The sequence below is a fragment of the Spirochaetota bacterium genome (genome assembly GCA_025061835.1).
Lineage (GTDB): Bacteria > Spirochaetota > Brevinematia > DTOW01 > DTOW01 > SKYB106.
In genome coordinates this window covers 1-25,010 of the sequence record JANXAC010000020.1, presented here as the reverse complement: position 1 = coordinate 25,010, position 25,010 = coordinate 1, and the positions used below count along the sequence as shown (strand labels likewise).

Below are 25,010 nucleotides of genomic sequence, written 5' to 3'. Positions count from 1 at the left end.
TTGTCAGTATCTGGAACTATTTAACGATACTTCCAACAGTGTGGATTTGAGAAATTTCAAAATCTTCGTCCAAGGCTACGAGATAAGGATTACAAACCTACACACTTCAGAGTTTGAAACACACGGTATCACAAATTCCTTCATCCTACAACCCCAACAGGTAGCAGTAATACTCCCAAATTCATACTCACTTTCTTCAAAACCCTTCTTCTTCACAACGAATACACTAATTCTCTCTTCATCTACGAAGTATCTAGGAGGTAATATTCCCCTAAACAAAGATATTGTAAGTTCAATAAAATTGTTATCCAACAACGAAGTAGTTGATCAAGTAAATCCAACAACTCAATACGATAATGTGATATCTTTTGAAAGAGTAGAAAACAATTTCATACCAACTCAAACTCCATCCTTCGGTTTTGTAAGAAACCAAAAACATATTTGGTTCTCAAAATATCTTTATTCTCCAAACGAATACATAGACGTTTTCCTGAGGTTAAATACAAACTCCAGCTTCGTTCAAGTAGAGTTGATTGATAATCAAAACCTACAACTCACAAAAGTTCAAGACGATGTATTTAGAGGTTTAATCACTCCCAAAACGAACGGTAGTAAAGTAATCGTGAGATTTGAAGACGTTGTTTCCAGCGTAAGAGTTATTGACCTGTTTGATACCAACTCAATCTTTTTTGAGAATTTGCTCATAAACGAAGTATGTTTCCTACCTACTAAGAGATGGCTTGACCACTTACTCGGTTACGAAGCAAGTGGCAAAGGTAGAGAGATTGATAAATACTTTGAAATACTAAACACAACTTCAGAAACAATACAGATAACCAGTATGTATATTCACTGCCTCTCTAGAGAAAACGAAATATACACACCATTAGGTAGGGAAGTCTATTACTCCTCAAAGCGAGGTATTGTAAGTAATATCACATACATACTACCCTACGAATACTTAATTGCAACGACCCCGAATATAACGAGTAATATGTTGTTTACCTTGAAAGATGGTCATCCTTACAAAGGAGGAAGAATAATACATTTTATTGAAGATAGGAGTCTAAAACTTGTTCCATTTGTTCATTCAAACTACTATATATTTCAAGGAAAGCCAACTGCAAGTGTGCTACCAAACGGTCTTAAGAGCAGTATCGGTGGAAGAGTATTAAACTGGAGTGAAACCCCCGGAAGGTATAACGGATTTAGAACTCCTACGATAATACTTGATGGCAAATACAAAGTAGTAGGCTCAAAATTAAAGATAATAATAGTTGATGAAACACTGGACACAACAACTCCTATAAGGATAATAACAAGAAACTCAAGGATCACAAGAAGTATAGTGCTAACCAATACAGGTTTGTATTACTACGGAGAACTAACAATATCAACAAACCATTTTGACAGTATTTATGTCTCCGAAAGTGACGAAGTAATGATAGAGTATAGCAAGAGTGGAGAGATATTCTCTGAGACATTTTTTGTAATTCCCCATAACTCAAAAGAAATATCAACCAGAGACGAGGTTATTATTGAGAAATCTATTCTGAAGTATGGAGACAAGATAAGGTTTATAAACGTCAGAAGAACTGATACTATAACATTCTTTGATAGAAACGGAAACTTCATAAGGTTGCTTAAGCCCGAAAGCGAAGGAGTGTATGAAATCAGTTCTACATCACTAGTAAAAAACAATCTCTACTTCATAGTAGTTGAGAGAGGTAATAAAAAACAGTTTTACAAGTTAGTTCTACTTGACTAGTCGTTAAGAACAGCATCACACCAACTTATCACATCATTTCTTAATCTCACGAATTCTTCAAAAGTTATAGGCAACTTGACTATGTCAAAAAACCTATCATCAAAACCTATACCCTCAACGACTCTGATCACATCCTCAACCTCAACTAGGTAAGATAGATAATCCTTGATAGGGACATTTATCTTAACAGTGTTTTCTAACAAGTTAGCAAGATATGACAGAGGCTTTGCGATAGGTATTTCCTGAAATGACATGTGGTTCTGAATATACAACTTATCAAGTATTAGTTCTATCTCAAGTAGGTTGCCTCTACCTTTTTTTAAGTCGTTTATGTTTTGAAATGTCCTGATTACCTTGTGTATGTATGAATTCAGAGATTGCATTTCTATACTTCTAATACTTTTTTTAAGTTTCTCCAGTATGACTTCTCTAACTTCTTCGGAGAGTTTCTCGTTTGCACATATAGGTCTTGACTTAAGGTATGCTATAGTTTTCCATATATCAAACTCGGTATCTTTGAGAGTGTTTAGTGACAAGATGAAACTACCTTTGTGAGCCCCTTCAACGAGCCTCGTATCTATTTCAAAGACTGTATTCAAGTCGTTATGAAACTTAAGAAGCAAATCTCTAATCTCGTAAAACTTATCCGAATGACTATGATAAGGTAAGATATAAACAACATCTACATCCGAAAAGAATGTTATCTTTCTATTGGCAAGCCTACCAAGAGATAGGATACATACTTCCCCATCAAGTCTTGCGGAGAGTTCGTAGAATATCTTATCGTAGAGCGATGATAATATCTCTTTGGTTCTGAGTGCATCTATAAACCTATTTATTCGTAGAAATCCGAGCCCCGTTATGAATACCTCCCAAACTTCTCTGACAGTATCTCTATACCTTGAGTCGCTGAATGAAATTTTATTTATGAAAACTTGAGTTATGTAATCAATAAACGCATTTGTATCCATCATACCATCCCATATCCAGTTTCGTTTTCTTAATATGTTGATAAAAACATCCTTGAGTAGAGACACATTGTAAATGAAGTTTATATTTCTCTCGTCTGTGAAGAACTGTATTGATATAGGTAGGTTTTGCGTTGCTTCAAGGATATAGTAGATGTTAGACAATGACCTATCTGGTAGTGGCGACCTTGAGATAGCCCTCAACAGGTTCCTAAACCCTATACTCGTCTCAACACCACCTCTGAATGATGATGCTATCATACTCTCAAGGAACGAGAATGCTCTTGTTGTATCCTTAAGACCAAACGAACTGAGTAATTCTTTAACCTCACTCTCTTCGGAGTTATAGAGTATAAAGATACCTTCCTCGCCCATTTTGACATCAAGTAGTTTCTCGAATATGTATCCTTTGACTTTTATTACCTCACTCTTCATACGCTTGACGGTTTTAAGCAATTCTACATCCTCATCACCTCTAACCTTTTCACGAGATGAATGTAAGAGTCTGTAAAGTCCTATCATTCTTTCTTTATTACTAGTCGGCAATGAAAAGTCCTGAAGGTTTGCGTAAAGTTGGATATAATTCTCTAGCCTTCTAAATGTTCTGTATGCCTCATCTAACACTCTTCTTGTATCTTTGTCTATCACCTTAAGGTTTTCAAGTCTCTCAAGCGCTAATAGAGTATTTGAAACTCTTAAGCTATCTTCTTTTGTTCCAAATATGAGTTGTAATAGTTGGATTATGAATTCAATATCTCTTATTCCTCCAGTAGATTTCTTAAGGTCATTCTCTGAACCTTTTATTTTCTGCTTGATACCTAGTATCTCTGCTATCTGTGTATCTGTTGGTGTTGTTGAGAATACTATCTTCTTGAGATTGTCTATAAATCTTCTTCCAAGTTTTTCCCCTCCTGCTGAAAACCTAGCCCTTATAAGCATCTGTATTTCCCAAGCCTGTGCTCTTTCAGTGTAGTAGTTGTAATAGCTTTCCTCTTTTCTCACCAAAGCACCAAACTCTCCATCAGGTCTAAGTCTTGTATCAACGCGGTATATGAATTCACCCCCGACGCTAGAAGAAAGGTCATATATAAGTTCCCTAGCCAGTTTATCAAAAAACTCGCTATTCTCATAACCTTTATCTGTCTTGCCATCATCACCATATACGAACATAAGGTCAACATCAGAACTGTAGTTAATCTCCATACCCCCCAACTTTCCAAGAGACAAAACCGAAAATTCAGACGAAGGAACACCATACCTTTTAGTCAGTTCTTTATAGTTGAAGTCCAAAACCGCTTCAATCACAGCATCAGCAATCAGAGACAATCTCTCTAAACTTTCCTCAAACCCTATCAAACCTATTATCTCTTGAAGAACTATTCTAAAAAACTCTCTTTTCCTTAACTTCTTAAGACCTCTCAGAAACTCATTCTTATCATTTTCAGAAAGGAACGAGGTAATTTGTTCTCTGAAACTATGGATATCAAACTTTTTTTCGTAATTCTCAAGCAACCATTTAAGCAACCCAAAGTCCTCTAGAACAGAATTCCGTAGATACTGACTATAGCCAAGTATGTTTGAAAGAACTACTAAGTATTCCTTTCTACCTAAAAGTTCCTCAATATAACTTTTACTATCAAGATACCTACTTAAAAGTAAATTCAACGCTTCAGTAGCATATCTAGGAACGGGTGAGTATGTTTCAAGAACTTCCATTATTTGATCACTCAACATAGAACATCTAGCAGGAATTATAACAAATAGTACTCGCAAAAACACAGAAAATATAGTTGCAAATTTGGAACTTTTAAGTTGAGAAGGTTTTAGACATTTCTTTAAAATTTACTCAAGATCTGGAGGTTTGGTTGAATGGCTAATATAAAATCAAACGAGAAGAGAGCTAGACAAAGTATCAAACGCTATCAAAGGAATAGGATGTGGAAGGAGAAGGTCAAGAATACTAAAAAAAGAATAGCAAAATATGTATTATCCGGCAATATTGACAAAGCTGAACTCAAAAAAATGTTGCTTGAATTTCAATCTATTGTTGACAAAACTTACACCAAGGGTGTGTTTAAGAAAAACAAAGTTTCAAGGCTTAAGTCAAGAATGTATAATTTCATATCCAAACATGTTGATTTGAAGAGTTTATCCTAATTCCTCTCGGGGCGTAGCTCAGATGGTTAGAGCGCATGCCTTGGGAGCATGAGGTCCCCGGTTCAAGTCCGGGCGCCCCGAATACTTAAGAACTTTCTTTCAACCTAAAAATCAATCTAATCTTTCCTTTGAAACCAACTACTCTAGTAGCACTACCTGTGTATATTGGAATCGTTGTCTTTGAATCAATTTCAGTAATGTTTTCTGTTAGAGTAAAATCATCAACTCTACTTTGGCTTCTCATCTTAATATCTCCAACAACTATATCCCTATTCTTTAGTTCAAGAGATAATATACTACTAAAGCTATCCAAACTGAATGTTCTTCCTGAAACTGGAGTAATCACAGATACATTACTAACTTCATTCCTAACAGTAGTATCACCAAAAGATAGGTCAAACTCCCTATAGCTCATCTCGTTAGTCGTGTCCAATTCAGGTAGTCGCGGAATGAGAACATCCAAAAGAATAGATAAGTAGCTATCACTCAAAACATCCTTCCTCCCTTTGGATGTCATGTAGAATGAAACAATAAAGTTAGTTTGAGATAATAATCTATTTACCTCCTGTTCAAAACCTAAAGATGATTTAAGGTCAATCTTTTCAATTCTCATCGTATACAACTTACCCCTTTCAGTCTCGCTAACAGTCAGTATCACATCGGATGTTAGTTTGACTTTTCCTGAAAAGGAAATCAGAAAATAAGAAAATATACCCTCACCATCAATGTTAAGAGAGTAGTTATATGTTCTATTCGGAATATAGTTATATTCAAACCTTAATTCTTCTTTTCTAGTAGGAGCACATGAAAGCAATATAAAAAGCCCTATTACTACGACAATTACTCTACTCATACCATCTATTATGTAGGGATAATAACCGATGTAGCAATGTTAGAAAACAAAATTGAATTAATGTTTTAGTTTTTTTGATAATTTGTCAGAGTATTATGATATGAAAATCCTACTCGTATTTCTGATGCTATTACCATCTCTAGTATCCTACCCAGACCAGACTAACTCAAATATTCAAACTAACTTAAGAACTAACACAACCACAAATACTAATACTACCACAAATACTTTAGTCCAAACCAACACAACATCAAGATTACCGAGATTGATATTCTCAAGGAGCGACATTATTGACGCTAGTAAGGTTGACCTAAACAAGTATGTTTTCGTAAGTAAGTTTGATGGAATAGATGTTTCTTCTGAATCGAATGTTACAATCATAAATTTCAAAGGAGGAGTTAAACTATCCTATCAAGACAAAAAACTCAGGTGTAATAGTCTTACAGTGTTCATAGTAGATAACGAGGTAAGAGAAGTTATTGGAGAAGGTGATGTTAAATTCGTAAGTGGGAAAGACTTATTTGAAGGAGAGAAATTTTTTTACGATATAAAGAGTGGCAAAATATCATTATACGAAGCTAGAACCAGACTTGATGACCAATACTATTATGCCGACATAATGAAACAATTAGACAATGATAGGTTTTTTTTTGAGAATGTTTACTTCACTAAAAGTGATCTACGCTTTCCTACCTACAGGGTCAACGCCTATAGGGCTTGGTATTATAGAGGAGATCATCTTCTTACATTGAACAACTCCTACATTGTAGGACAGGGCGCTTTTCTATACTTCCCAACTTTCTACGAACTTCAACGATATACTGACATACTGACTGACTTTGGTGTTGAGAGAACCATAGGGCTTTATGTTCAGAACACCTTCTATCCAAGAAGATGGTTTGGAGAAAGATTCTTACCCAGACTTAAGATTAAATTTGACCACTACGAGAGGTTAGGAGAATACCTAGGATTCGAAGTTCCAAGTATTACTCTCATATCAAATCTAACTATAAGTGCGATTGTTGACTTTGAGTATGATAAGAAATACGAATACACTGGCAAATATATTGTAAATTATATAGACCAGTATGGTAAAAACGACTTTAGAGAATATAGGACATTTGGATGGCATTATAACCTTAGGTTCAACTATACTGCTGCTGGAACTTCCGCAAGTTTCACTACCGAGGACTTAAATGATCCTTTTCTACCATACAAGTTCTCCTCAAGAAGAGAAAAATTTGATATTCGTAAGTTCGTATTCCCGAACGAAAATATATTCTGGTCTCCACCAGGACCGAAACAAAACATCACAAGGTCATTAAGAGCATCATATCAGTATGGAATATCATCATTTAGCCTAGGTTTGGATTGGGTCTATCAGTTAAGAAGTGGTTATAGTCTCACCAATACAAACAGTTTTGGTGTTGTTATAATTGAGAATAAAACCAACAAGTATGCAAATGACTACTACCGATACGACTTACAGAGGTTGTCAGGTCCTTACATATCTTACTCAGCAAGTCTTGGGAACATAATCTCTCTAACATACGAAGAGAAAATAACAAATGTCTCAACGAACACCAATGTTCCTACCACTCAACCAATAAGAAAATATTCAACAAATGGGACAATTATCAACAGAAGTTCATTTGAAATAGACTTGTTAAGAATCACAACCAACTACATAACGAACATTAATACCAATATAGTTGAACAAAAAGATACTAACACTAACCTAATACAAACTAATATCCTTACAAACATAATTACAGTTATATCTACTAACCTGTCTGTTGACACCAATCGCCTACTACCTAGACCTCAAACAAACCTTACAACAACTAACCTAGCAACAAACAACTTACCACCAACCAACCTAGCGACAACTAACCGAACAACTAATATAAACTTTTCAACGAATGTTCAGACCTTCAAGTGGCTTCAGTTGAATGTTTCACCTTCTGCTAACATTTCAATCACTCCGAACTCTGTTTATAGAATTGAGGATGGGACACCGATTGAAGATACATTTAACCATAGGGAAAGCATAGGAGTGTCTAGTTCTTTAGGACTGCTTGATAACATCATTTCAATTGCTTCTTCTCTAGGAATACAGAATAATAGTATATGGACTAGAACTGACAACCCTATAAGAAAGAAGCAAGACGACCTTAACTCACTAGCAACACTTAATCTAGGTAACTCTATGAGCATTGGTAGAGTGCTTTTTGGAGATACCCTGTTGTTAGTAGACCCCAGAGTTTCAGTATCACATAACATTTCTTACAGACTTACAAGACCAAAACTCCTTTCCCCAGATGAGGACCCTTACATTGACGATATAACATCTCACGGAGTTGGAGTTGGTGCTTCTTTAAGACTACTGAACTTGAGTTTGCTTTCAAACGCAATACTAAACTTTTTCGGTTTCTCATCTATCGTAGCATCCTCAGGAATATCATACAACCTACTCTTCCTTAAGAGTGAAATTAAATATAGAGATGACAAAACCTACTGGACGAATAAAATCTCAAACCCGATAACAATAAATATATCTTTTGGACCACTCCTAAGCTACAGAGTTTCTTACAGGATAATGCTATCAAACGATAATGTTGTGTTTGATCCAGTAGGTTCAGGCTTTTCAGGTGGTCTCTCTTTCAAGGATCTAGTTATAGGCTTTCTTGTAGAACGCATAACTTACATCAACATAGGTTATGGATTGAACTTTGATTACAAAAACCCTATAAACAACATATTCAGTCTATCCTTCTCCGTTGGCGGCATAATAGACGAAAACTGGAGTTTTGCTTTGTCCACTAGTGTTGTTAATAACAAAATCTACAGATATGTTCCTGAATATGCTCAAAGGTATAATGTTCCATCTGTAAGTTTGGTTCAGGATATACTTGACGCCATTAACATATTTGATATAAACGCTCTGAGAAGAACACTCTTTAAGAACACTGGTGTAACGGTATCTATAACACGAGACTTGTATGACTGGACCGCGTCATTGAGCGGTGGGATAAGGTTGTATAAGGATGAAGCAAGAAATTTTGCGTTTTTTGAACCTTTCGTAAGTTTTGAAGTTAAGTCAAAGAAAAGCACAGGTGTAGAAGTACCTCCTATACAACCTGAACTTTATAGACTTTTTGAGTAGTTATATCCTTACTCTAGCACTCTCTAAAACATATATAAACTCTGATAACGACGACACTGAAATAAGATCACTAATCTCATTCAAAAACTTTTTATTTTTCGGAAAGTTCAAAATCTTCCTGACAGTCTTTGAATCCAGATGTTCTAGAAATTTTGAAACAAGACTTCTATCTTGTATTCTTGTCCTAGTATTAAAAAACACTGTTTTGAGCCCTAGCAACTTGGATGGCATTATGTCATTTTCCAACGAATTTCCAAACACAATAACATTACTACCTGATATCTCCTCATCCTCCAGTATCCTTTGAAGACCCCTCTTTGACGGTTTGAGATAGGTTTGCGGAAACTCTATTACATCGCACATAAGTGATGAAACATTATTACATACCGAATTATACCAGATCCCTGAAACTGCTGATTCATCAACCTTACTCTCATCAACACTATGAAAATGATCCTGCAAACAGTATATTGTATCAAAGTATTTGTCTATATCAAGTATTTTCAATCTCTGCTTTATAGTTCTTGAGGACGAGTTAGTAAAACCTATTATTACTATACCCATGTCTTTAAGTTTCTTTAGAAATGTCAATGCACCACTATGAAACTTGATACACTTAACACGTCCTTGATTGAACTTCATTCTCAAACCATTAATAAAGGAAACCTTTGAGTTGTTGTTTGGAAAAGTAACAGTTCTATCATCACAATTCTTCAACACTTGATAAGTAGTATAAAGATAATCATTACTTACAAAAATTTCAGACTTGATTTGATTAACGAAGCAATTTACAAACTCTTGCTTGTCAATCCCCAAGTTTTCATTTAAAAATGTTCCTATATAATCAACCACTTTCAAATAGTAATTTGTGAAATCATATATAACATTTTCTATCTCCATAATTACATAGAGTTTTGAGTTATACATTACTATACTCCTTAGTGCGGTCTAGATACTGATTATAGATGTAGTAAAAAAGAACTTGCAAAAATTCTCATTAATGCTAACTAACATTAACTATCCTGGACAGGTTCTTGTTGAATAGAAATTATTCAAATATTTAAAATACCTTCAAAGAGTTAGAAGATGCCTTCCAAAAGTACTGAAGATAACATAGTAGCATCAGTTGATATAGGAAGCTACAAAACGTGTTGCGTGATAGCAAGAGTAAATTCAAAAAACGACATAGAGATACTAGGAGCAGGACAAGTGCTTTCAGAAGGTATCAAGAGAGGTACGATAGTAAATATACATGAAGCCTCAAACAGTATATCAAAGGCCGTTGAAGAAGCAGAGATAATGGCAGGTATTCAGATAAACAGTGTTTATTTAGGGCTATCCAGTATATACTGTGAGGGAATAAACACAAAGTCCGTAGTAGCAGTTAATAACAAAGAAAGAGAGATAACCGACAACGAAGTTAGAAGAGCGATAAACTCAGCAACTGAGAGAGTTGTTCCAATGAACAAAGAGGTTATACATGTGATACCACAACAATACTCCGTTGATAATCAGGATGGTATAAAAAACCCTCTCGGTATGAACGGAACAAGGCTAGAAGTATCATTAAGGATAATAAACGCAAATGTAACACAACTACAAAACCTAATCAAAGCGGTATCAAAGGCAAATCTAGCAATAAGAGATTTTTCCGTTGGCTCAATAGCAGAAGGCGAACTTTTACTTACGGAGGAGGAGAAAGATTTAGGAGTAGTTCTAATTGACATTGGTGGAGGAACTACTGAAACAATCGGATATTACAACGGAAGTGTCTGGTTCAACGGTGCTATTCCGTTAGGAGGTATAGATATAACAAGTGATATATCATCAATATTCAAAACAACACTCCAACAGAGTGAGAAGATCAAAAAACTCTACGGTCACTCCTCACCAATAAGTGTTGACACAAATGAAACTATTGAAATACAGATGATAAACAAACGAGTAAAGAGTGTGAAGCGAGTAGACTTAGCAAAAGTGATTGAAGCAAGAGTTGAGGAGATATTCTCCGAGGTCAAAAAACAACTTGAAAGTAGTGGTATGTACGAGATAGCAACTGCTGGTATCGTCCTAACAGGTGGTAGCTCGTTAATACCGGGCATAGAAGAAACCGCCGAGAATATCTTTGACTTACCCTGTAGGATAGGATACATTGAAAACATCGGGGGATTGTCAGACACTGTTAAGAACCCCATATACGCGAAAGCGGTAGGTATGATTTACTACTCGGTTCTTAAAAGTAATGTCATACTACAAGATACTAACTCAAAAAAAGGTGAATTCTTCAAAAAAGTTAAGGATTTCATAAACAACTTCTTTTTCGGAGAGTAACTATAATTCCTAATCAATCTCCATTCTATAATGTCACACAAACGTATTACAACGCGGCAACTACGCTTCCAAACAAAATCTAATGAGGATTGTAGTTTTTCAAAAATTCATACACTTCCTGTATTACCCAGTCAGGTGTAGAAGTTCCAGCAGCAATACCTACCTTCTTCTTACCCTTCAATATTGATACATCTAACTGTGATAAATTCTCAATGTGTATTGCTTCAGTATATTTTGCACATATATCTCTCAACTTTTTAGTGTTTGAACTATTGTATCCCCCTAGAACAATCATAAGGTCACACTCTCGCGATAACTCTTCAACTGATTTCTGTCTGTTATAAACAGGTGGACATATCGTCATAAAAACCCTTACCTCATCAAACTCCGTAACCATCTCAGCAACTATACTCTTAAATTTGTGATAATTCATAGTAGTCTGTCCAAAGACTGCTATCTTCTTCACTTTTGGTATATTCCTTATCTCTTCCACAGAGTTTATCACAGTTGCATTATCCTTCACGTTTAGGTAGTAACCTCTTGTTTCAGGATGTGTTGCCTCACCGATTATAACTATATGGTAACCCTCTTTTACCATCTTCTTGGTAAGATAATGAACCCTCAAAACATAAGGACAACTAGCGTCTATAACTTTCAGAAGGTTAGGATTTGAATTAAGTTTTCTTCTCTCTTCGTCAGATATACCATGCGCTCTTATTATCGCTATACCTTTTTCTGAGTACGAACCAACATCTTGATTAAACTCAACATTTTTATTATCATACCTTTTGAGAAAGTCCTTGTTGTGTATCAAATCACCAGTAACATAAACCTTGACACTCTCTTTTTCTAGTATTTCATCAAGTCTACCAACAGCTTTCCTAACACCGAAACAAAAACCTATATCCTTCGCAACTTCAACTTCCATAGACCACTCCTCTTAAAAAATTAAGTCATATAAAATTCGGCCTTACTCAAACTGCTAGATAATGTAACGGTATAATTATACCAAATCTTCGTTTTTTCTGCTACTTCTATTATCATACTAAAATGGTAATAATTTTCCTATACTCTAGTCAAATAGAATTTAGTTGAGATAAAAAACACTACTTTTAAGACAACACTATTCTGTGTGAGTTTGAAATGGTTTTAAGACTAGATTTAGAATATGATTAAGATGGGGATGTAGCCAAGGGGCCAAAGGCGGCGGTCTGCAAAACCGCTATTCGTCGGTTCAAATCCGACCATCCCCTCATCTTCCAAGTTTTGCTCTAGCTATATACTTCCTTGCCTGATCATTCCCAGGGTCTATCTCCAAAACTCTCTGCCAGTATTCAATAGCCTTGTTAACATTCCCCTTTCTATACTCCTCAACACCTTTTGAGATAAACGAAGCTATATCTCTTTGAATCTTCTCTCTATCCTTTACCACAACTTGATTATACTTTGCTCTAGCATCGTTAAGTAAATTCCTAGCACTAACATTAGCAGGGTCATCATCCAAAACTACCTGCAATAATCTTATAGCTTCTCTGTAGTTTCCAGCGTTGTAAGCATTCCTACCAGAAGTAAAGTTTCTAGATACTCTCTCCGACAACTTTGCCTCGGCAAACGATAATTTACTCTTGACTTCGCTATCATTGGGTGAATATTTAAGTATTGTTTTCAACCTACTTATTGCTTTCCTATAATCTTCCTTCTTTATAAGTTCGTCCGCTTCGTTTCTAAGCGAAGAAATTCTAGCAAACAGTCTCTCCATTATAGTATCCCTAAAACGCTGCAAATTAGGATCACTAGGATTTAGACCCAAAAGTTCTTCAACGATATCCAATGCTTCCGAGTATTCTCCTACTCTGAACAGATTGTTAGCCTCATTGAAATCCTCTTTTATCTTCTGTATATTCTCAATCCTAAATCTATATAGATCGTTTTCAGGTGAAATTTTAACTAACGAATTGTAATCCTCAAGTGCTCTATCGTAATCCCCAGACCTGTAGTAATTATCAGCCCTCTCAAACATCTGCTTCTCAACAACCCTAAGTTTGTTGTTGACTTCAGTAAGCAGAAACTTTATTTCTGAAGATTCCGGATTATTCCTGAGCGCTACCTCAAGAAGTTCTTTAGCCTTCAGGTAATCACCTCTTTCATATGCTTTCTTTCCTTCAATGAAGCTTTGGTTCTTTTCAAGGTTATACTCTTCCTCTGCGCTTTTTATATAGCTATCCACTAGAGATACATCATCTCCCAAAGTAAGAAATTTAGACCTAGCTTCCTTGAGTTTAGATATCCCCTCAACATAATTCTTCCTTCTAACCTCTCTCAAACCAAATCCAAGTAATTTATTAGCCTCATCTCTCAAAGCAATCTCTTTTGACTTTATATCTATCTCTTTCAGTTTTCTCTTAAGTTGTTCATTATTAGGGTCTAATTTCAAAGCATCCTCCAACACCTTCTTAGCACCATCATAGTCGTAATTAACAAGTAAAGCATCAGACTCTCTAATCTTTTCCTCAACCCTTCTTGCAACGTTCATCTCATCAACCTTCTTCTTTGACTCATTATAGTAGGTTCTGATATTAGGATACCTAGCATCACTCTCAGGAATTAAAGAGAGAAGTTCTTCAAAAACACTTAAGGAGTTTTGATAATCTTTGTTATTATAAAGTCTCAATCCTTCGTTATATCTCTTGCTAACATACTCATCAAACATTCTTTTCGCCTGAGGATATAACTCATTCGCTTGTTTATTAGTAGGTTCTATCTTCAAAACAGCATCAAGAGTTTTAATAGCATTAGTGAAATCTCCATTATTCAAAAACTCTCTAGCATTAGCAAGTTTTATATCAATACTAGACCTAAGTTCTGCTCTTTTGGACTCAATCTTCTGTTTAAGACTAATCGCCTCAGGAAGTTCTCCTAAAACCATTACCGCACTATACCATTTATCAAACGCTCTTGAAAACTCACTCTGAACGAAAAGTTCATCTCCTTCCTTCTCCAGATTTTTAGCATCTGCCTTTATGATTTCTATGGTACTACTAAGTTCGTTCCTTGCTTTCTCATTCTCTCTGAAAAACCTTATGGCTTCTCTAAACTTACCAATTGCATCCCAGTAGCGCTTCTCGTTTCTAAGTCTTATTCCCTCTGAAACAAGTGAATCCGACCTTGACCTATTTTGTTGTATCCTAGTAGATGCCTCTATCTCTCTGAGTGTATTTTTCACTGCTTCTTCAGCCTCTTTGTTTTCAGGATAAACCTCCAGTGCTTTGTTGAATAACTCCAACGCTTTTGAGAAGTTATAAGAAGAAAACTCTTGCATACCTTGAGAGTAAAGAGAGTATGAAAGTGTTCTTCTCTGCCCAAGTTCAAGTTTCTTAGTAGTTTCAGATTGTATTCTATCTTCTATCTCCTTTGATAATCTTACAGATGGATCGTGGAATGGGTTTAAGTCAAAGTTTCTGTTTATAACCTTTCGCGCTTCTAGAAGTTCATTCCTTGAGTATAAGGATAGTGCCTCTCTATAATTCTTATTAACTTCTTCTTGAACGACACTCTCTATCTGTTTTATTCCGTCCAATGCTTCCTTGTTATAAGGATTTACCTCTATAACCTTCCTATACTCTCTTAGTGCCTCACCATACTTGTTTTGAGAAGTAAGAACTTTCGCTCTTGCTAGTAGAGTTTTTATATACTCCCTCTGCTCCTCTGTAAGCATATCATCGCTTTCAAGGCGTATTTTGAGTTTCTGGATGTAGATGAGTGCTACTTCATTCGAAGGGTTGTATTTTAAGGCTTTCTCAAAGTGTCTGTTTGCTTCTGTGTAATTACCCCTCTCAAACTGAACTATACCCTTTTCAACTTCCTCTCTGTCAGGTGTAACACCTAAAACTTGCTTTACAGTCCTCTCGGTGAGAACGATATAGAACGAAGGTGGCATATCATAACTCATTCCCTGATAACTCATGTTGCCTATTCCTAAAGGTGAACTAAAGAAATTTAACAGTATAGATAACGACCATCCATTATTATCAAAACCAAAAGCAACCTTAAGACCATCAATAGGCTCCGATGTAGCAGTTAAACCAAAAACCAAGTTATTATGCTCATTACGATACCTTGAACCTTCCGGAAACGTAGTTATATAGCCATAAGAGAAATACGGATACAAAACAAAATATTTGTAAATATCCTTATTTTCACTGAAAAGAGAGACTGGATAGAACCTCAAACCAAATTCAGTGTCAAAACCAAAAGAATTCACCGATAGAAAGTGTCCTATGAAAACCTTTTGAACTAATGAAACATCAAGGTTGTAAAATGTTCTAAAACTTATTCCCAATAATGGTATAGTGTAAAACTCAAAGTAGTAAGTATCTAACACAAACAGATTAGGAGGAAAAGTCCAGTAATCAATTGAAAACAGTAGTGAAGAACCAATATCCAACTCCCCTACTCCCGTTGATAGAATACTCTTAAAAGAACTACCTAAACCGAAGAGAAAGAATAACTGATTGAAGTAGCCTATATTTTCAAGTGATGATGTATATACCTCTGAAGACGAGTTTAGCGTTGATAACCCCAGAATTAGAGGTTGTTCTAGTATCTTGAAATGACCTGAAAATGAGAAAAGAGGGCCTCCGATAAAGTTATTCAAAAACATACCTAGAGAATACTCGTTGTTTAAACCTAGCCATTGTGGTGAAGTGAATAGACTAGAAGAGTATGAATTGAATATTTTTGTCGGTTGAGAGAAGCCTTCACTACCTACGGTTATAACATCAAGATACTTAAACGAGTTGAAAGCAAAAGAACTAACAGAAAATATAAATACCAACAAAACCAAACAAACTACTCTTATCATAAGAATATAATACAAAAAAATTATCGGATATCAAAAACCAAGTAAAGACATCAATCCTAAACCAACAATTGAGGTAAAATTTCCTCTTTCCTTTATAGTTCCTTAAAACCCAGAAATATTCTTCTACCAAGCACCTAGAAGGCTAAACATGGCTTTGATTATCAACAAATTGGTTAGTATCAAAAACATATTGGCAAAAAGACTAAAACCTCGTTTGAAAACCTAGTAATGAATTTTGTTGCGAAAATATACACTGCCAGGATATAGAAAGTAGCACCGTTCTGTTTAGATAATTTTTATATGAATGAGGATAACAGAAAGATACTTTTAGGCTTTCTAAACTACCTATCCTACGATAGAGGCTTATCTGAAAATACTGTTAATTCATACAGGTTTGACCTTACAGAATTCATCAAATACCTTGAGAATGAGAAGATTGAAATAACTAAAGTTTCACCTCAAGACATACAAAACTACATAAACCTCTGTGCCAAAAGGGGAGTTGAAGCAACAACGACAGCAAGGTATGTATCGTCAATAAGAACATTCTTCAAATACCTCGTAATAAACGAATACATTGATGAAAACCCTTCAGAGTTTATAGAAAGACCAAAAATAGCAAGAGATATCCCACTATTCCTAACAGAACAGGAAGTTGAAATGGTTAAGAACAGTATTCTTCAGAACGAACCAAACGATGCAAGAAAAGTTAGAGACATTACCATAGTTGAACTACTCTTCTCTTGTGGTGTCAGAGTTTCAGAACTCGTGAATCTAAAACTTGAAGATATTAACCTTAACAACGACTACATAATCGTGAGAGGTAAGGGGAATAAACAGAGGCTTATTCCTATCGGTAGTATCGCAAAGAGATATCTAATAGAATACTTACTAGTCAGAAAGAAAACATTAGAGAAACTCTCAAACGATGACGGTTTTGTTTTCATATCAAGGCTTGGCAAGAAGATAAGTAGAGTAAGTGTCTGGAAAACAATCAAAAAGCACGTCATTCTATCAGGTCTTGATAGTAAGGTATCCGTTCATACTTTCAGACACACCTTCGCAACCGAAATGCTTAAAAGCGGAGCAGACTTACGATCAGTTCAAGAATTACTAGGACACAAAAGTATCCTCGCAACGCAGATATACACTCACATAACAGATGAAAACAAATTCAAAGCAATATTCAATCTCAAAACAGTCAAGAAAATCAACGAAAAGAATGAAAAAGACAACAAATTGTTCTAAAGCTAAAGATTCTAAATTTTGATTTAGGTTGCTAGAATAGAACTCTAAACTGTTTACCCACTTACTTAACTCTAATGCTACACGACCTTCATCAGTCTCAAAAATTTGTTTAACCCTTAGACGGTCTTTGAGAAGTTTACCTAAATCAATTATGGTAGACCAAGAGAGAAAAGGCTTATCCTAGTTATGGATTTTGACTTCGTTGAAGAACAATATTTTGTCAGCATATTCAAAAAACATACATAATTCTGAATACAAGTTAAGGGAGTGTCTATGAAGAGATTTTTAGTGCTACTTATATTCTTCATCATACCTACTCTACTCTTCTCACAGAATACTCAAAGGAATGTATTGGATAGAGTCATAGCAGTAGTAGGTAGAAGTGAAGTAATTACATCACTTGAATTTGAAAAAAGAAAACAGTTCTTTATATCAAGAATTTCATCTCTTGGGGATACTAACACCATATCTGATAGAGAGATTATGGAAAAACTCATAACCGAAAAGATGGTTTATGTGATAGGAAAAGAAAAGAATATTATCATTCCTGATGATGATAAACTCGTTGCTAATATAGTGGATGAAGACATTAAAAAGGCAGTTCAAAAAGAAAAAACATACTATAAAGACTATGTAGCGGAGATAAAGCAACAATATATCGTTTCAAGGCTCATAACTTCGGATGATAAACTAAAAAAGTTTTTATCAGAAGAACCAAAGGATGACGAAATAAACGCAATAATAGAAAATGCTTACGAAAGGAACAAAGAAAACTTGAAAGCGATAAAAGCAAGTTTTATCATCATCACTATTAACCTACCAAAGAACATATCACTCAAGGAAGAGATAGAGATTGAGAATGTTTTTGCTGAAATAAGTAATCTTGTAGAGACAAAAAGATATACTCAAGCAATCCAAACCGCAGAGAGAAAACTAGGTAAATACCTAGTCAAGGACGCGACTATGTTTGCAGATAAACCCGTTTCATTACAAGCACTAGCGAAGGAAAGATTTCCTCTTGAACTCCTTGGAGCGATAGCAAACATAAAGATAGGACAACCACTACCTTATCCTATAAAAGGATTAAGAATTAAAGGGGAAGACTACGCCTTCGCATTGAGAATACTATCCAGAGAAGAAACTAGTCTGTCAAAAGAAGAGTTTAAAGAGATGGTTTTACTTGACCCCAACTTCAAGCAGCAGATCAACGCAAAAGTCCAAGATGATAGGCTTAAGAAATGGATCATTGATACATTCAAGGGATACGGTTTTTCGGTGGAATTCATAGATAAATCCTATGAAATTAAAATTTGATAGGATACTAATAGCGACTACGAATGAAGGCAAAGTAAGAGAGATAAAACAGATACTATCACAAGTTTTCAGCGAGACCAAATTCATATCACTTTCTGAACTTACTAAAGTCAAAGAACCTGAAGAAAATGGAAAAACCTTTCTAGAGAATGCTCTCAAGAAAGCAAGGTATTACTACTCTATTTTTGGGATACCACTCATAGCAGAGGACTCTGGACTTGAAGTTGAGGCTCTCAACGGAGAACCCGGTATTCACTCATCTAACTACGCAGGACCTAACTCAACACAAAAACAGCTCATTGAGAAACTATTATCCAAGATGAAAGGTAAAGAAAACAGAAATGCTAGGTTTGTATCGGTAGTAGTATTCATGTACGGAAAAGACAAGTACATATTCGCAGAAGGTAAAGTGAAAGGGAGGATAGCAGAAGAACCAAGAGGTAAGGAAGGTTTCGGATATGACCCAATCTTCATACCCGAAGGATACGACAAAACATTCGCAGAACTAGGAGACGAAATCAAGAACAAAATAAGCCATAGAAGAAACGCTCTTGTTGAGATCACTATTAGGATAAAAGAAACACTCTTGTGAAAAACCATTAAACTTATGAGGTTTAATGGAATATTTCCTGACTTCTGACTAAAGTCAAAGTAATATGACTACTTTAGAACAGGTTCTTCTTTTAGCACCCCTAACAGAAACCTAATTTTGTTTTGGCACCACCTTGTATTTCCAACTTATCCTACCAAAAGTTGTAGTTGAGATTAATATTCAAACTCTTTCTTCGCTTTTTCTCTTACATTCTCCTTGTAGTATTTAGGTATAATTGCTTTGGTTATGTTAGTCAAGTCTTCCTGTGGGAACATTGAAAGGAGTTCCCAACCTATCTCAAGGCTCTCTTCTATCGTCCTTCTCTCGGTGAATTTCTGACCTACCAACCTTTGCTCAAATAGATTACCAAACCTCAAAATAAGTTTCTCTCTAGGACCTAGTTCCTCTTCACCTACGATTGAAGCGATATTCCTAACTTCTTTAACTCTTGCGTAGAGTGCGTATAACTGGTTTGATACGCTAGCGTGATCCTCCCTAGTTTTCCCCTCTCCTATACCTTCCTTCATAAGTCTTGATAATGATGGCAAGACATCAACAGGTGGGTAAATACCTTTGTTGTGTAGTTCTCTTGACAATACGATCTGTCCTTCTGTTATGTAGCCTGTTAAGTCTGGTATCGGGTGAGTTATATCATCGTTAGGCATTGAAAGTATAGGTATCTGTGTTATTGAACCATCAGAAGTCTTTACTCTACCTGCTCTTTCATATATAGTTGCTAGGTCGCTATACATATATCCCGGAAAACCTTTTCTAGCAGGAATTTCTCCAAGAGCAGTTGCAATCTCTCTTAGTGCTTCAGCATAGTTTGTCATATCGGTAAGTATCACTACTATATGCATGTTCTTTTCAAACGCTAGGAACTCTGCTACAGTTAGTGCAACTCTTGGAGTTATAAGCCTCTCAATTGGTGGGTCGTTTGCTAGGTTTAAGAACAGAACAGTGTTGTTGATTGCTCCTGTCTCTTCAAACACTTTCTTGAAGAAGTAAGCATCGTCATACTTAACTCCCATCGCAGCAAAGACAACACCAAAGTTTTCTTTAGTAGCACCTTTAATCTTTACTTGAGATGCTATCTGTGCCGCAAGCTCATTGTGAGGAAGTCCTGCAGCGGAAAATATAGGAAGTTTCTGACCTCTAACCAACGAGTTCATAAGGTCAATTGAAGAAACACCCGTCTCGGCAAAATCCCTTGGATACTGCCTCATAAATGGGTTTATAGGCAAACCATTTACATCTCTAATATCTTCAGCATCCGTCTCAGCAAATCCATCAATCGGACGACCTGCACCGTTGAAAATCCTTCCAAGCATTCTTCTTGAAACACCTATCCTCAATGGTGTTGCCTTAAACCTGACTTTAACCTTCTCCTTGTTTATTCCAAAAGTTCCTTCAAATACCTGAAGAGTAACAGCCCTATCCCCAGACTTCAAAACTTTAGCATGCCTAACCTCTCCACTCTCAAGTTCTATCTCCGCAATCTCGTCATACCCAATATCTGGCACATCCTCAAGTATCATCAAAGGACCTCTTATCTCTTTTGCACCTTCAACAACCTTCTCTGGTAGAAATAGACCCATACATACACCCTCTTCTACGATAAATATGTATGAGAACTTAACCTTATTTCAAACTTTCTTTTTGAAAACTTGATAAGGAGAAACCTTATAAGAGTTGAAGAGAAGGAAAATTCGCTTTAGAAACGGAATTTCAAGGAAGATACTCAAGTTAAGAGGATTTACGATTTTAGACCTGTATTCTTTCGGTTGTGGTATTACCAAAATCATCCTGTATTCTTATTAGTATAACTCTAATATCTCTTGACGGTATCTCAATCTTGAAATTTTCAAACGGACTATCTACAACATTATCAACTGGTAAAATATACTCCCACTCAACTCCATCAATAGAATACAAGACCTCCTTCAGTGATTGGTTATCTGAAACTCTAAACTCAATAACTAAACTGTTAGACTTACTAACCTTCAAGGTTTGCCTGTCTAGTTGTGGAGGCACAAGGTCAATAACAAAGTTATCCACATAATTAGTCGTTGATAGTTCCAATCCTTTTGGGTTTGATGGAGCATCACTTGAAACCAAAGCAAAACTAAAAACACCATTACCGAGAAGATATTTATTCACTGAAAAGCGAGTATCGGATACACTGTTTTTATTTAGTTTCTGCCAAGTAGTTTCGTTAAAGTTTCTAGCAAAAATATCAAAACTGAGTTTATCATTGTCAGGATCGTTAGATTTCCACTCAAAGTTGATGTTGTCATCCTTGTGGAATACCGAAAAGGACGATACCGAAGGTCTTGAGTTTCTAGGAGTGTATAACAACGATACACTTCTCAAGACTGGTAAATCTTTGTAGTTTTTTGAAGACATCTCTACTCTAATCTTCACATACTGAAACCTATCAAGATTTATAGATTCTTTAACTTCAATCCAGTCAGACCAAGAATCATCTTCTTTTTGAGTGTTCCCACCTTTCAAATAGAAAGCGATTTTAGCATCTTTTGGTATATTACCATCATACTTAAGTCTTCCCCAACTTAACACATTCCCAACTTCTATCTCTTTGGTCTCTAAAACGCCATAAAAATTACTCTGAGAAAGTAATACAACATCTAAGCCTGATGGATTTGCGGAGGAAACAAACATAGTGTCCTTAAACCTAAACAGTTTGAGAAAGTTCTTGTTGTAAAGTGAGTATTTTGTCAGTCCTTCCGGTATTGAGTATTCTATTAACTTTCCATCTATGGTCGTTGAGAAAATCCTATCTCCTACAACCTCTAGAGAAGTAATCCCTAACTCACTGAAAAGAAGTTCTACTCTTTTCGTTTCTGTGTCTATTCTATAAACATTACCCTGCGTATTTCTCAAGACACTTTGAGGAGAAGATGTAGAAGCCTTGCTATCCTGCTGTGAAGATTGCTGAGACTGAGATGGTGTTATGTTATACGTTGATACAATAAGATCATCACCATATTTTTTAATATCTGTTATTTCAGAGTCTCTGAGTGATACAAAAGGTTTCACACTTACACCGTCAAAGTAATATATAGTCCCAGTTCCACTTGAACCTATGAAAACCCCATCTCCGTAAGGAAGTGCGACTAAAAAATGTTTATCATTATAACTCTCAAAAACTTTTCTTAAGGTATTCTTTTGTATCTCATATACTCTAGCAGGATTACCAGTTATTATAAAATACTTATTTTTTATCTTGAATATATCCCATACATAACCTTCCTCAAGTATAAACATTGGTTCATTCCTGACAAACTCTAGCATATATATAGCGCCCCTTTCACCAGTAAGAATATATACAAAACTATCAATAACTCTGATTTTAGTAACTATTGAGTGGTTAGGAACAGAACCTATATTCTCAACTCTGCTCCCGTTGTATGAATAAACATTGTTTGGGTTAACGGTTAAAAAAACATAGTTAGGTTCCGACCCTTCAATCCAACTCACAAAACTTTCAGTTCCTGTAAATATTCCTTTTAAGTCCAAACTTAATGTTGCACCTCTTTGTAGGAACGATATGTTGCTAACAAATGTAAAATCATTAGCGTTATTTAAGGAAAACTTTATTTCCACTTTTTTGGTATATACACCAAATAACAGAGAATGTGAGGATAGTATTGTTAGTATGAAGAACACTTTTAGGTATCTCATTACCTTCTCTTCAACATATAACTATCAATAGAGAATTTACCTGCTCCTGAAAATATTAGTGATAAGAACATACCTAGGTAAATAAGAGGCAGTTCAAAGTTTGTAGAAGTTCTTATATGAAAGTATATAGCAACAATAACCACGAAAGATAAAAATCCAGCACTTATTCTAGTGAGAAAACCAACTATTAAGAACATTCCACCTATGAATTCGGTAAGACCCGCGAGTATAGCGAAAAAACCTGGTATAGGAAAACCTATACTAGCAACAGTATCAACAAACTTCCACTCACCGCCGCTTAAAAACCTGAATATCCCCTGGATTTTACCCCAACCATGAAACAAAACAATACCTAAACCAGTAAACAACCTTAAAATCAGGACAGATAGATCAAACATCATCAATCCTCCGATGTCAATAATCATAAAACTAAACCGAATAGATTTCAAATTATGAGTTATTTACAAAGTATTTACTAAAAATTAATGACAATCTAACACTATCTAGTACATAATTCCTTAGTACATAGAGGTAAAGTGTATGAAGAAGTTTGGGTTGAGATACATCGTAAGGAATGCAATATTCATCTCTACGATAATCTTCGCAATCACTTTTATATCAGTTTCAACAGCTCTAAACTACATCTACGACTCCTTCGGAAACCGCATCGAAAACACCATACAACTAGCGAACCACTACTTTAAGAACGATTACTATAACTGGATCAAAATAGGTCTTTCAAGTTATGGGAAAGGGATAATAGACAACAACCTAGACGAGCTTAATTTTTATACCAAGGTCGTTATATCAAACATTTCTGTATGGTCATACGATATAGCCCCAACAAGCTTGCTAGAAGATGTTGGAGATTACATAGTCTCAACATTCTACTGGGACGGAAGAAAAATCTATTCTTTTGATGAAAACTTACCCAACCAAGAACTCCTAAAATTCCTCAAAAACACCACCTACAAACCAGGTCAAGAAGGATTATTCATATCAAGTGATAAGTCAGTAATCATATACCTTTTTAAACTTAGAGAAGGAATCATCGGCGCTAAAATCTATCCTGAATTCTACAACAAAATATTCCTGAGAAATATCCTTCTGGAAGCACCTATGGACTTATACATCAACTTCAGTAAATCCCTCACCAATATAAAGTTCGTTGAAATCATTGATGGAATAAAAAAGACAATAAATGTCAACCTAGAGAAAGAATACCTCGGTCTGATGAATGACATCAAAAACACTGAAAATATTGAAGACCTTCTAGAAGTCAAAAGTAAGGTCATTGACGATATAATGTTCTTCTTCGTAACTCAGAACTACGGAGATGTCATTTTCAACTTGGCATTGTCAGTGCCTTTGAGAAGCATATTCCCCTTGATGTCTTGGGAACTATCGCTCATAATGAGCCTACCAATACTCATAATAACATTCCTACTGATTGTGCAAAAAACCAGAAAGCTACAAGAGGCATACGATGTCCTTGAGGAAAAAGACAGAATTATCCAAATGGAACTTGACATCGCTAGTGTGATACAGAAAAACATAATGCCCATCGGTAGATACAAATGGAGCGATTTCTACTTCGTCGGGTATTCACAACCCATGGGTAAAATAGGTGGCGATTTCTTTGACATCTTCCCAATACCGGGTGGCAGAATGATGTTCTACATAGCAGATGTCTCTGGTCACGGAATACCAGCAGCACTCATAACCACTATGCTCAAAATATCCCTAGTCAGTATAGGCCTTGAAGAAAGAAACCCCTCAAGAGCATTAGCAAAACTAAACGAAAGAATTAGAATAGTCAACTCAGACAACGAAAAACAGATCCTATCAAACTACCTGACAATCTTCCTAGCAATAGCAGATAGAGAAGGCAACATAAGCTACGCCTGCGGAGGACATTACAACCCAATAGTCTACAACACTTACAAAAAACAATTCAGAGAAATTCCAGAAGTTGATGGACCTATAGTAGGTATTCTAGAACCATCATTGTTCGTAAGCACTACCGGAACATTCAAGGTTGAAAAAG

16 protein-coding genes and 2 tRNA genes are annotated in these 25,010 nt (G+C 35.7%); 10 read left to right on the top strand and 8 right to left on the bottom strand.

What is annotated here, in order from left to right:
• Positions 1 to 1,768: lamin tail domain-containing protein (locus tag NZ579_06890; protein MCS7299662.1), on the top strand; the 1,768-nt coding region annotated here is incomplete at its 5' end.
• On the opposite strand, the gene NZ579_06885 is transcribed toward NZ579_06890, so the two are convergent.
• Positions 1,765 to 4,470 carry a hypothetical protein gene (locus NZ579_06885; GenBank protein ID MCS7299661.1) on the bottom strand — a complete coding sequence of 902 codons (2,706 nt, stop codon included), beginning with the start codon at positions 4,468 to 4,470 and terminating at the stop codon, positions 1,765 to 1,767. The genes NZ579_06890 and NZ579_06885 overlap by 4 nt on opposite strands.
• Positions 4,471 to 4,605: 135 nt before the next feature.
• Here NZ579_06885 and rpsT point away from each other — a divergent pair, with 135 nt between their 5' ends.
• A complete protein-coding gene (rpsT, locus tag NZ579_06880; protein ID MCS7299660.1) occupies positions 4,606 to 4,893 on the top strand; it encodes a 30S ribosomal protein S20 in 288 nt (95 codons plus the stop codon).
• A 7-nt stretch (positions 4,894 to 4,900) separates the two neighbouring features.
• A tRNA-Pro gene (locus NZ579_06875) sits at positions 4,901 to 4,974 on the top strand.
• A 4-nt stretch (positions 4,975 to 4,978) separates the two neighbouring features.
• Here the strand turns inward: NZ579_06875 and NZ579_06870 are convergent.
• On the bottom strand, positions 4,979 to 5,746 hold the full coding sequence (locus tag NZ579_06870; GenBank protein MCS7299659.1) for a hypothetical protein: 768 nt from the start codon (positions 5,744 to 5,746) through the stop codon (positions 4,979 to 4,981).
• A 100-nt stretch (positions 5,747 to 5,846) separates the two neighbouring features.
• Between NZ579_06870 and NZ579_06865 the strand changes: the two genes are divergently transcribed.
• Positions 5,847 to 8,912: a hypothetical protein gene (locus NZ579_06865; protein ID MCS7299658.1), complete on the top strand. Its 3,066-nt coding sequence runs from the start codon at positions 5,847 to 5,849 to the stop codon at positions 8,910 to 8,912.
• Here NZ579_06865 and NZ579_06860 read toward each other — a convergent pair whose 3' ends face one another.
• On the bottom strand, positions 8,913 to 9,839 hold the full coding sequence (locus NZ579_06860) for an HAD hydrolase-like protein (protein MCS7299657.1): 927 nt from the start codon (positions 9,837 to 9,839) through the stop codon (positions 8,913 to 8,915).
• 159 nt (positions 9,840 to 9,998) lie between these two features.
• Between NZ579_06860 and ftsA the strand changes: the two genes are divergently transcribed.
• Complete coding sequence (gene ftsA / locus NZ579_06855; GenBank protein ID MCS7299656.1) at positions 9,999 to 11,243, top strand: cell division protein FtsA; 1,245 nt, start codon at positions 9,999 to 10,001, stop codon at positions 11,241 to 11,243.
• Positions 11,244 to 11,322: 79 nt separating this feature from the next.
• On the opposite strand, the gene ispH is transcribed toward ftsA, so the two are convergent.
• On the bottom strand, positions 11,323 to 12,171 hold the full coding sequence (gene ispH / locus NZ579_06850; protein MCS7299655.1) for a 4-hydroxy-3-methylbut-2-enyl diphosphate reductase: 849 nt from the start codon (positions 12,169 to 12,171) through the stop codon (positions 11,323 to 11,325).
• Positions 12,172 to 12,422: 251 nt separating this feature from the next.
• Between ispH and NZ579_06845 the strand changes: the two genes are divergently transcribed.
• A tRNA-Cys gene (locus NZ579_06845) sits at positions 12,423 to 12,496 on the top strand.
• Here the strand turns inward: NZ579_06845 and NZ579_06840 are convergent.
• Positions 12,496 to 16,104, bottom strand: a complete 3,609-nt coding sequence (locus NZ579_06840) for a tetratricopeptide repeat protein (GenBank protein MCS7299654.1) — start codon at positions 16,102 to 16,104, stop codon at positions 12,496 to 12,498. The genes NZ579_06845 and NZ579_06840 overlap by 1 nt on opposite strands.
• Positions 16,105 to 16,404: 300 nt before the next feature.
• On the opposite strand from NZ579_06840, the gene NZ579_06835 reads away from it, so the two are divergent.
• From NZ579_06835 to rdgB, 3 genes are all read left to right on the top strand, one after another.
• Positions 16,405 to 17,352: a tyrosine recombinase XerC gene (locus NZ579_06835; protein ID MCS7299653.1), complete on the top strand. Its 948-nt coding sequence runs from the start codon at positions 16,405 to 16,407 to the stop codon at positions 17,350 to 17,352.
• Between the two features lie 273 nt (positions 17,353 to 17,625).
• Positions 17,626 to 18,666, top strand: a complete 1,041-nt coding sequence (locus tag NZ579_06830) for a hypothetical protein (protein MCS7299652.1) — start codon at positions 17,626 to 17,628, stop codon at positions 18,664 to 18,666.
• Positions 18,650 to 19,258 (top strand): RdgB/HAM1 family non-canonical purine NTP pyrophosphatase, encoded by a 609-nt coding sequence (gene rdgB / locus NZ579_06825; GenBank protein MCS7299651.1) that lies wholly within the window; start codon positions 18,650 to 18,652, stop codon positions 19,256 to 19,258. The genes NZ579_06830 and rdgB overlap by 17 nt, the downstream gene beginning before the upstream one ends.
• A gap of 173 nt (positions 19,259 to 19,431) precedes the next feature.
• Here rdgB and NZ579_06820 read toward each other — a convergent pair whose 3' ends face one another.
• The 3 genes from NZ579_06820 to NZ579_06810 form a co-directional block, all read right to left on the bottom strand.
• Positions 19,432 to 20,856, bottom strand: a complete 1,425-nt coding sequence (locus tag NZ579_06820; GenBank protein ID MCS7299650.1) for a V-type ATP synthase subunit B — start codon at positions 20,854 to 20,856, stop codon at positions 19,432 to 19,434.
• A 166-nt stretch (positions 20,857 to 21,022) separates the two neighbouring features.
• A complete protein-coding gene (locus NZ579_06815) occupies positions 21,023 to 22,963 on the bottom strand; it encodes a hypothetical protein (protein MCS7299649.1) in 1,941 nt (646 codons plus the stop codon).
• The gene (locus tag NZ579_06810) at positions 22,963 to 23,364 is read right to left on the bottom strand and encodes a DoxX family protein (protein ID MCS7299648.1); all 402 of its coding nucleotides are present in this window, start codon (positions 23,362 to 23,364) and stop codon (positions 22,963 to 22,965) included. Before NZ579_06810 ends, NZ579_06815 begins: the two co-directional genes overlap by 1 nt.
• Positions 23,365 to 23,503: 139 nt before the next feature.
• Between NZ579_06810 and NZ579_06805 the strand changes: the two genes are divergently transcribed.
• A partial coding sequence (locus NZ579_06805; GenBank protein MCS7299647.1) for a serine/threonine-protein phosphatase occupies positions 23,504 to 25,010 on the top strand: 1,507 nt, incomplete at its 3' end.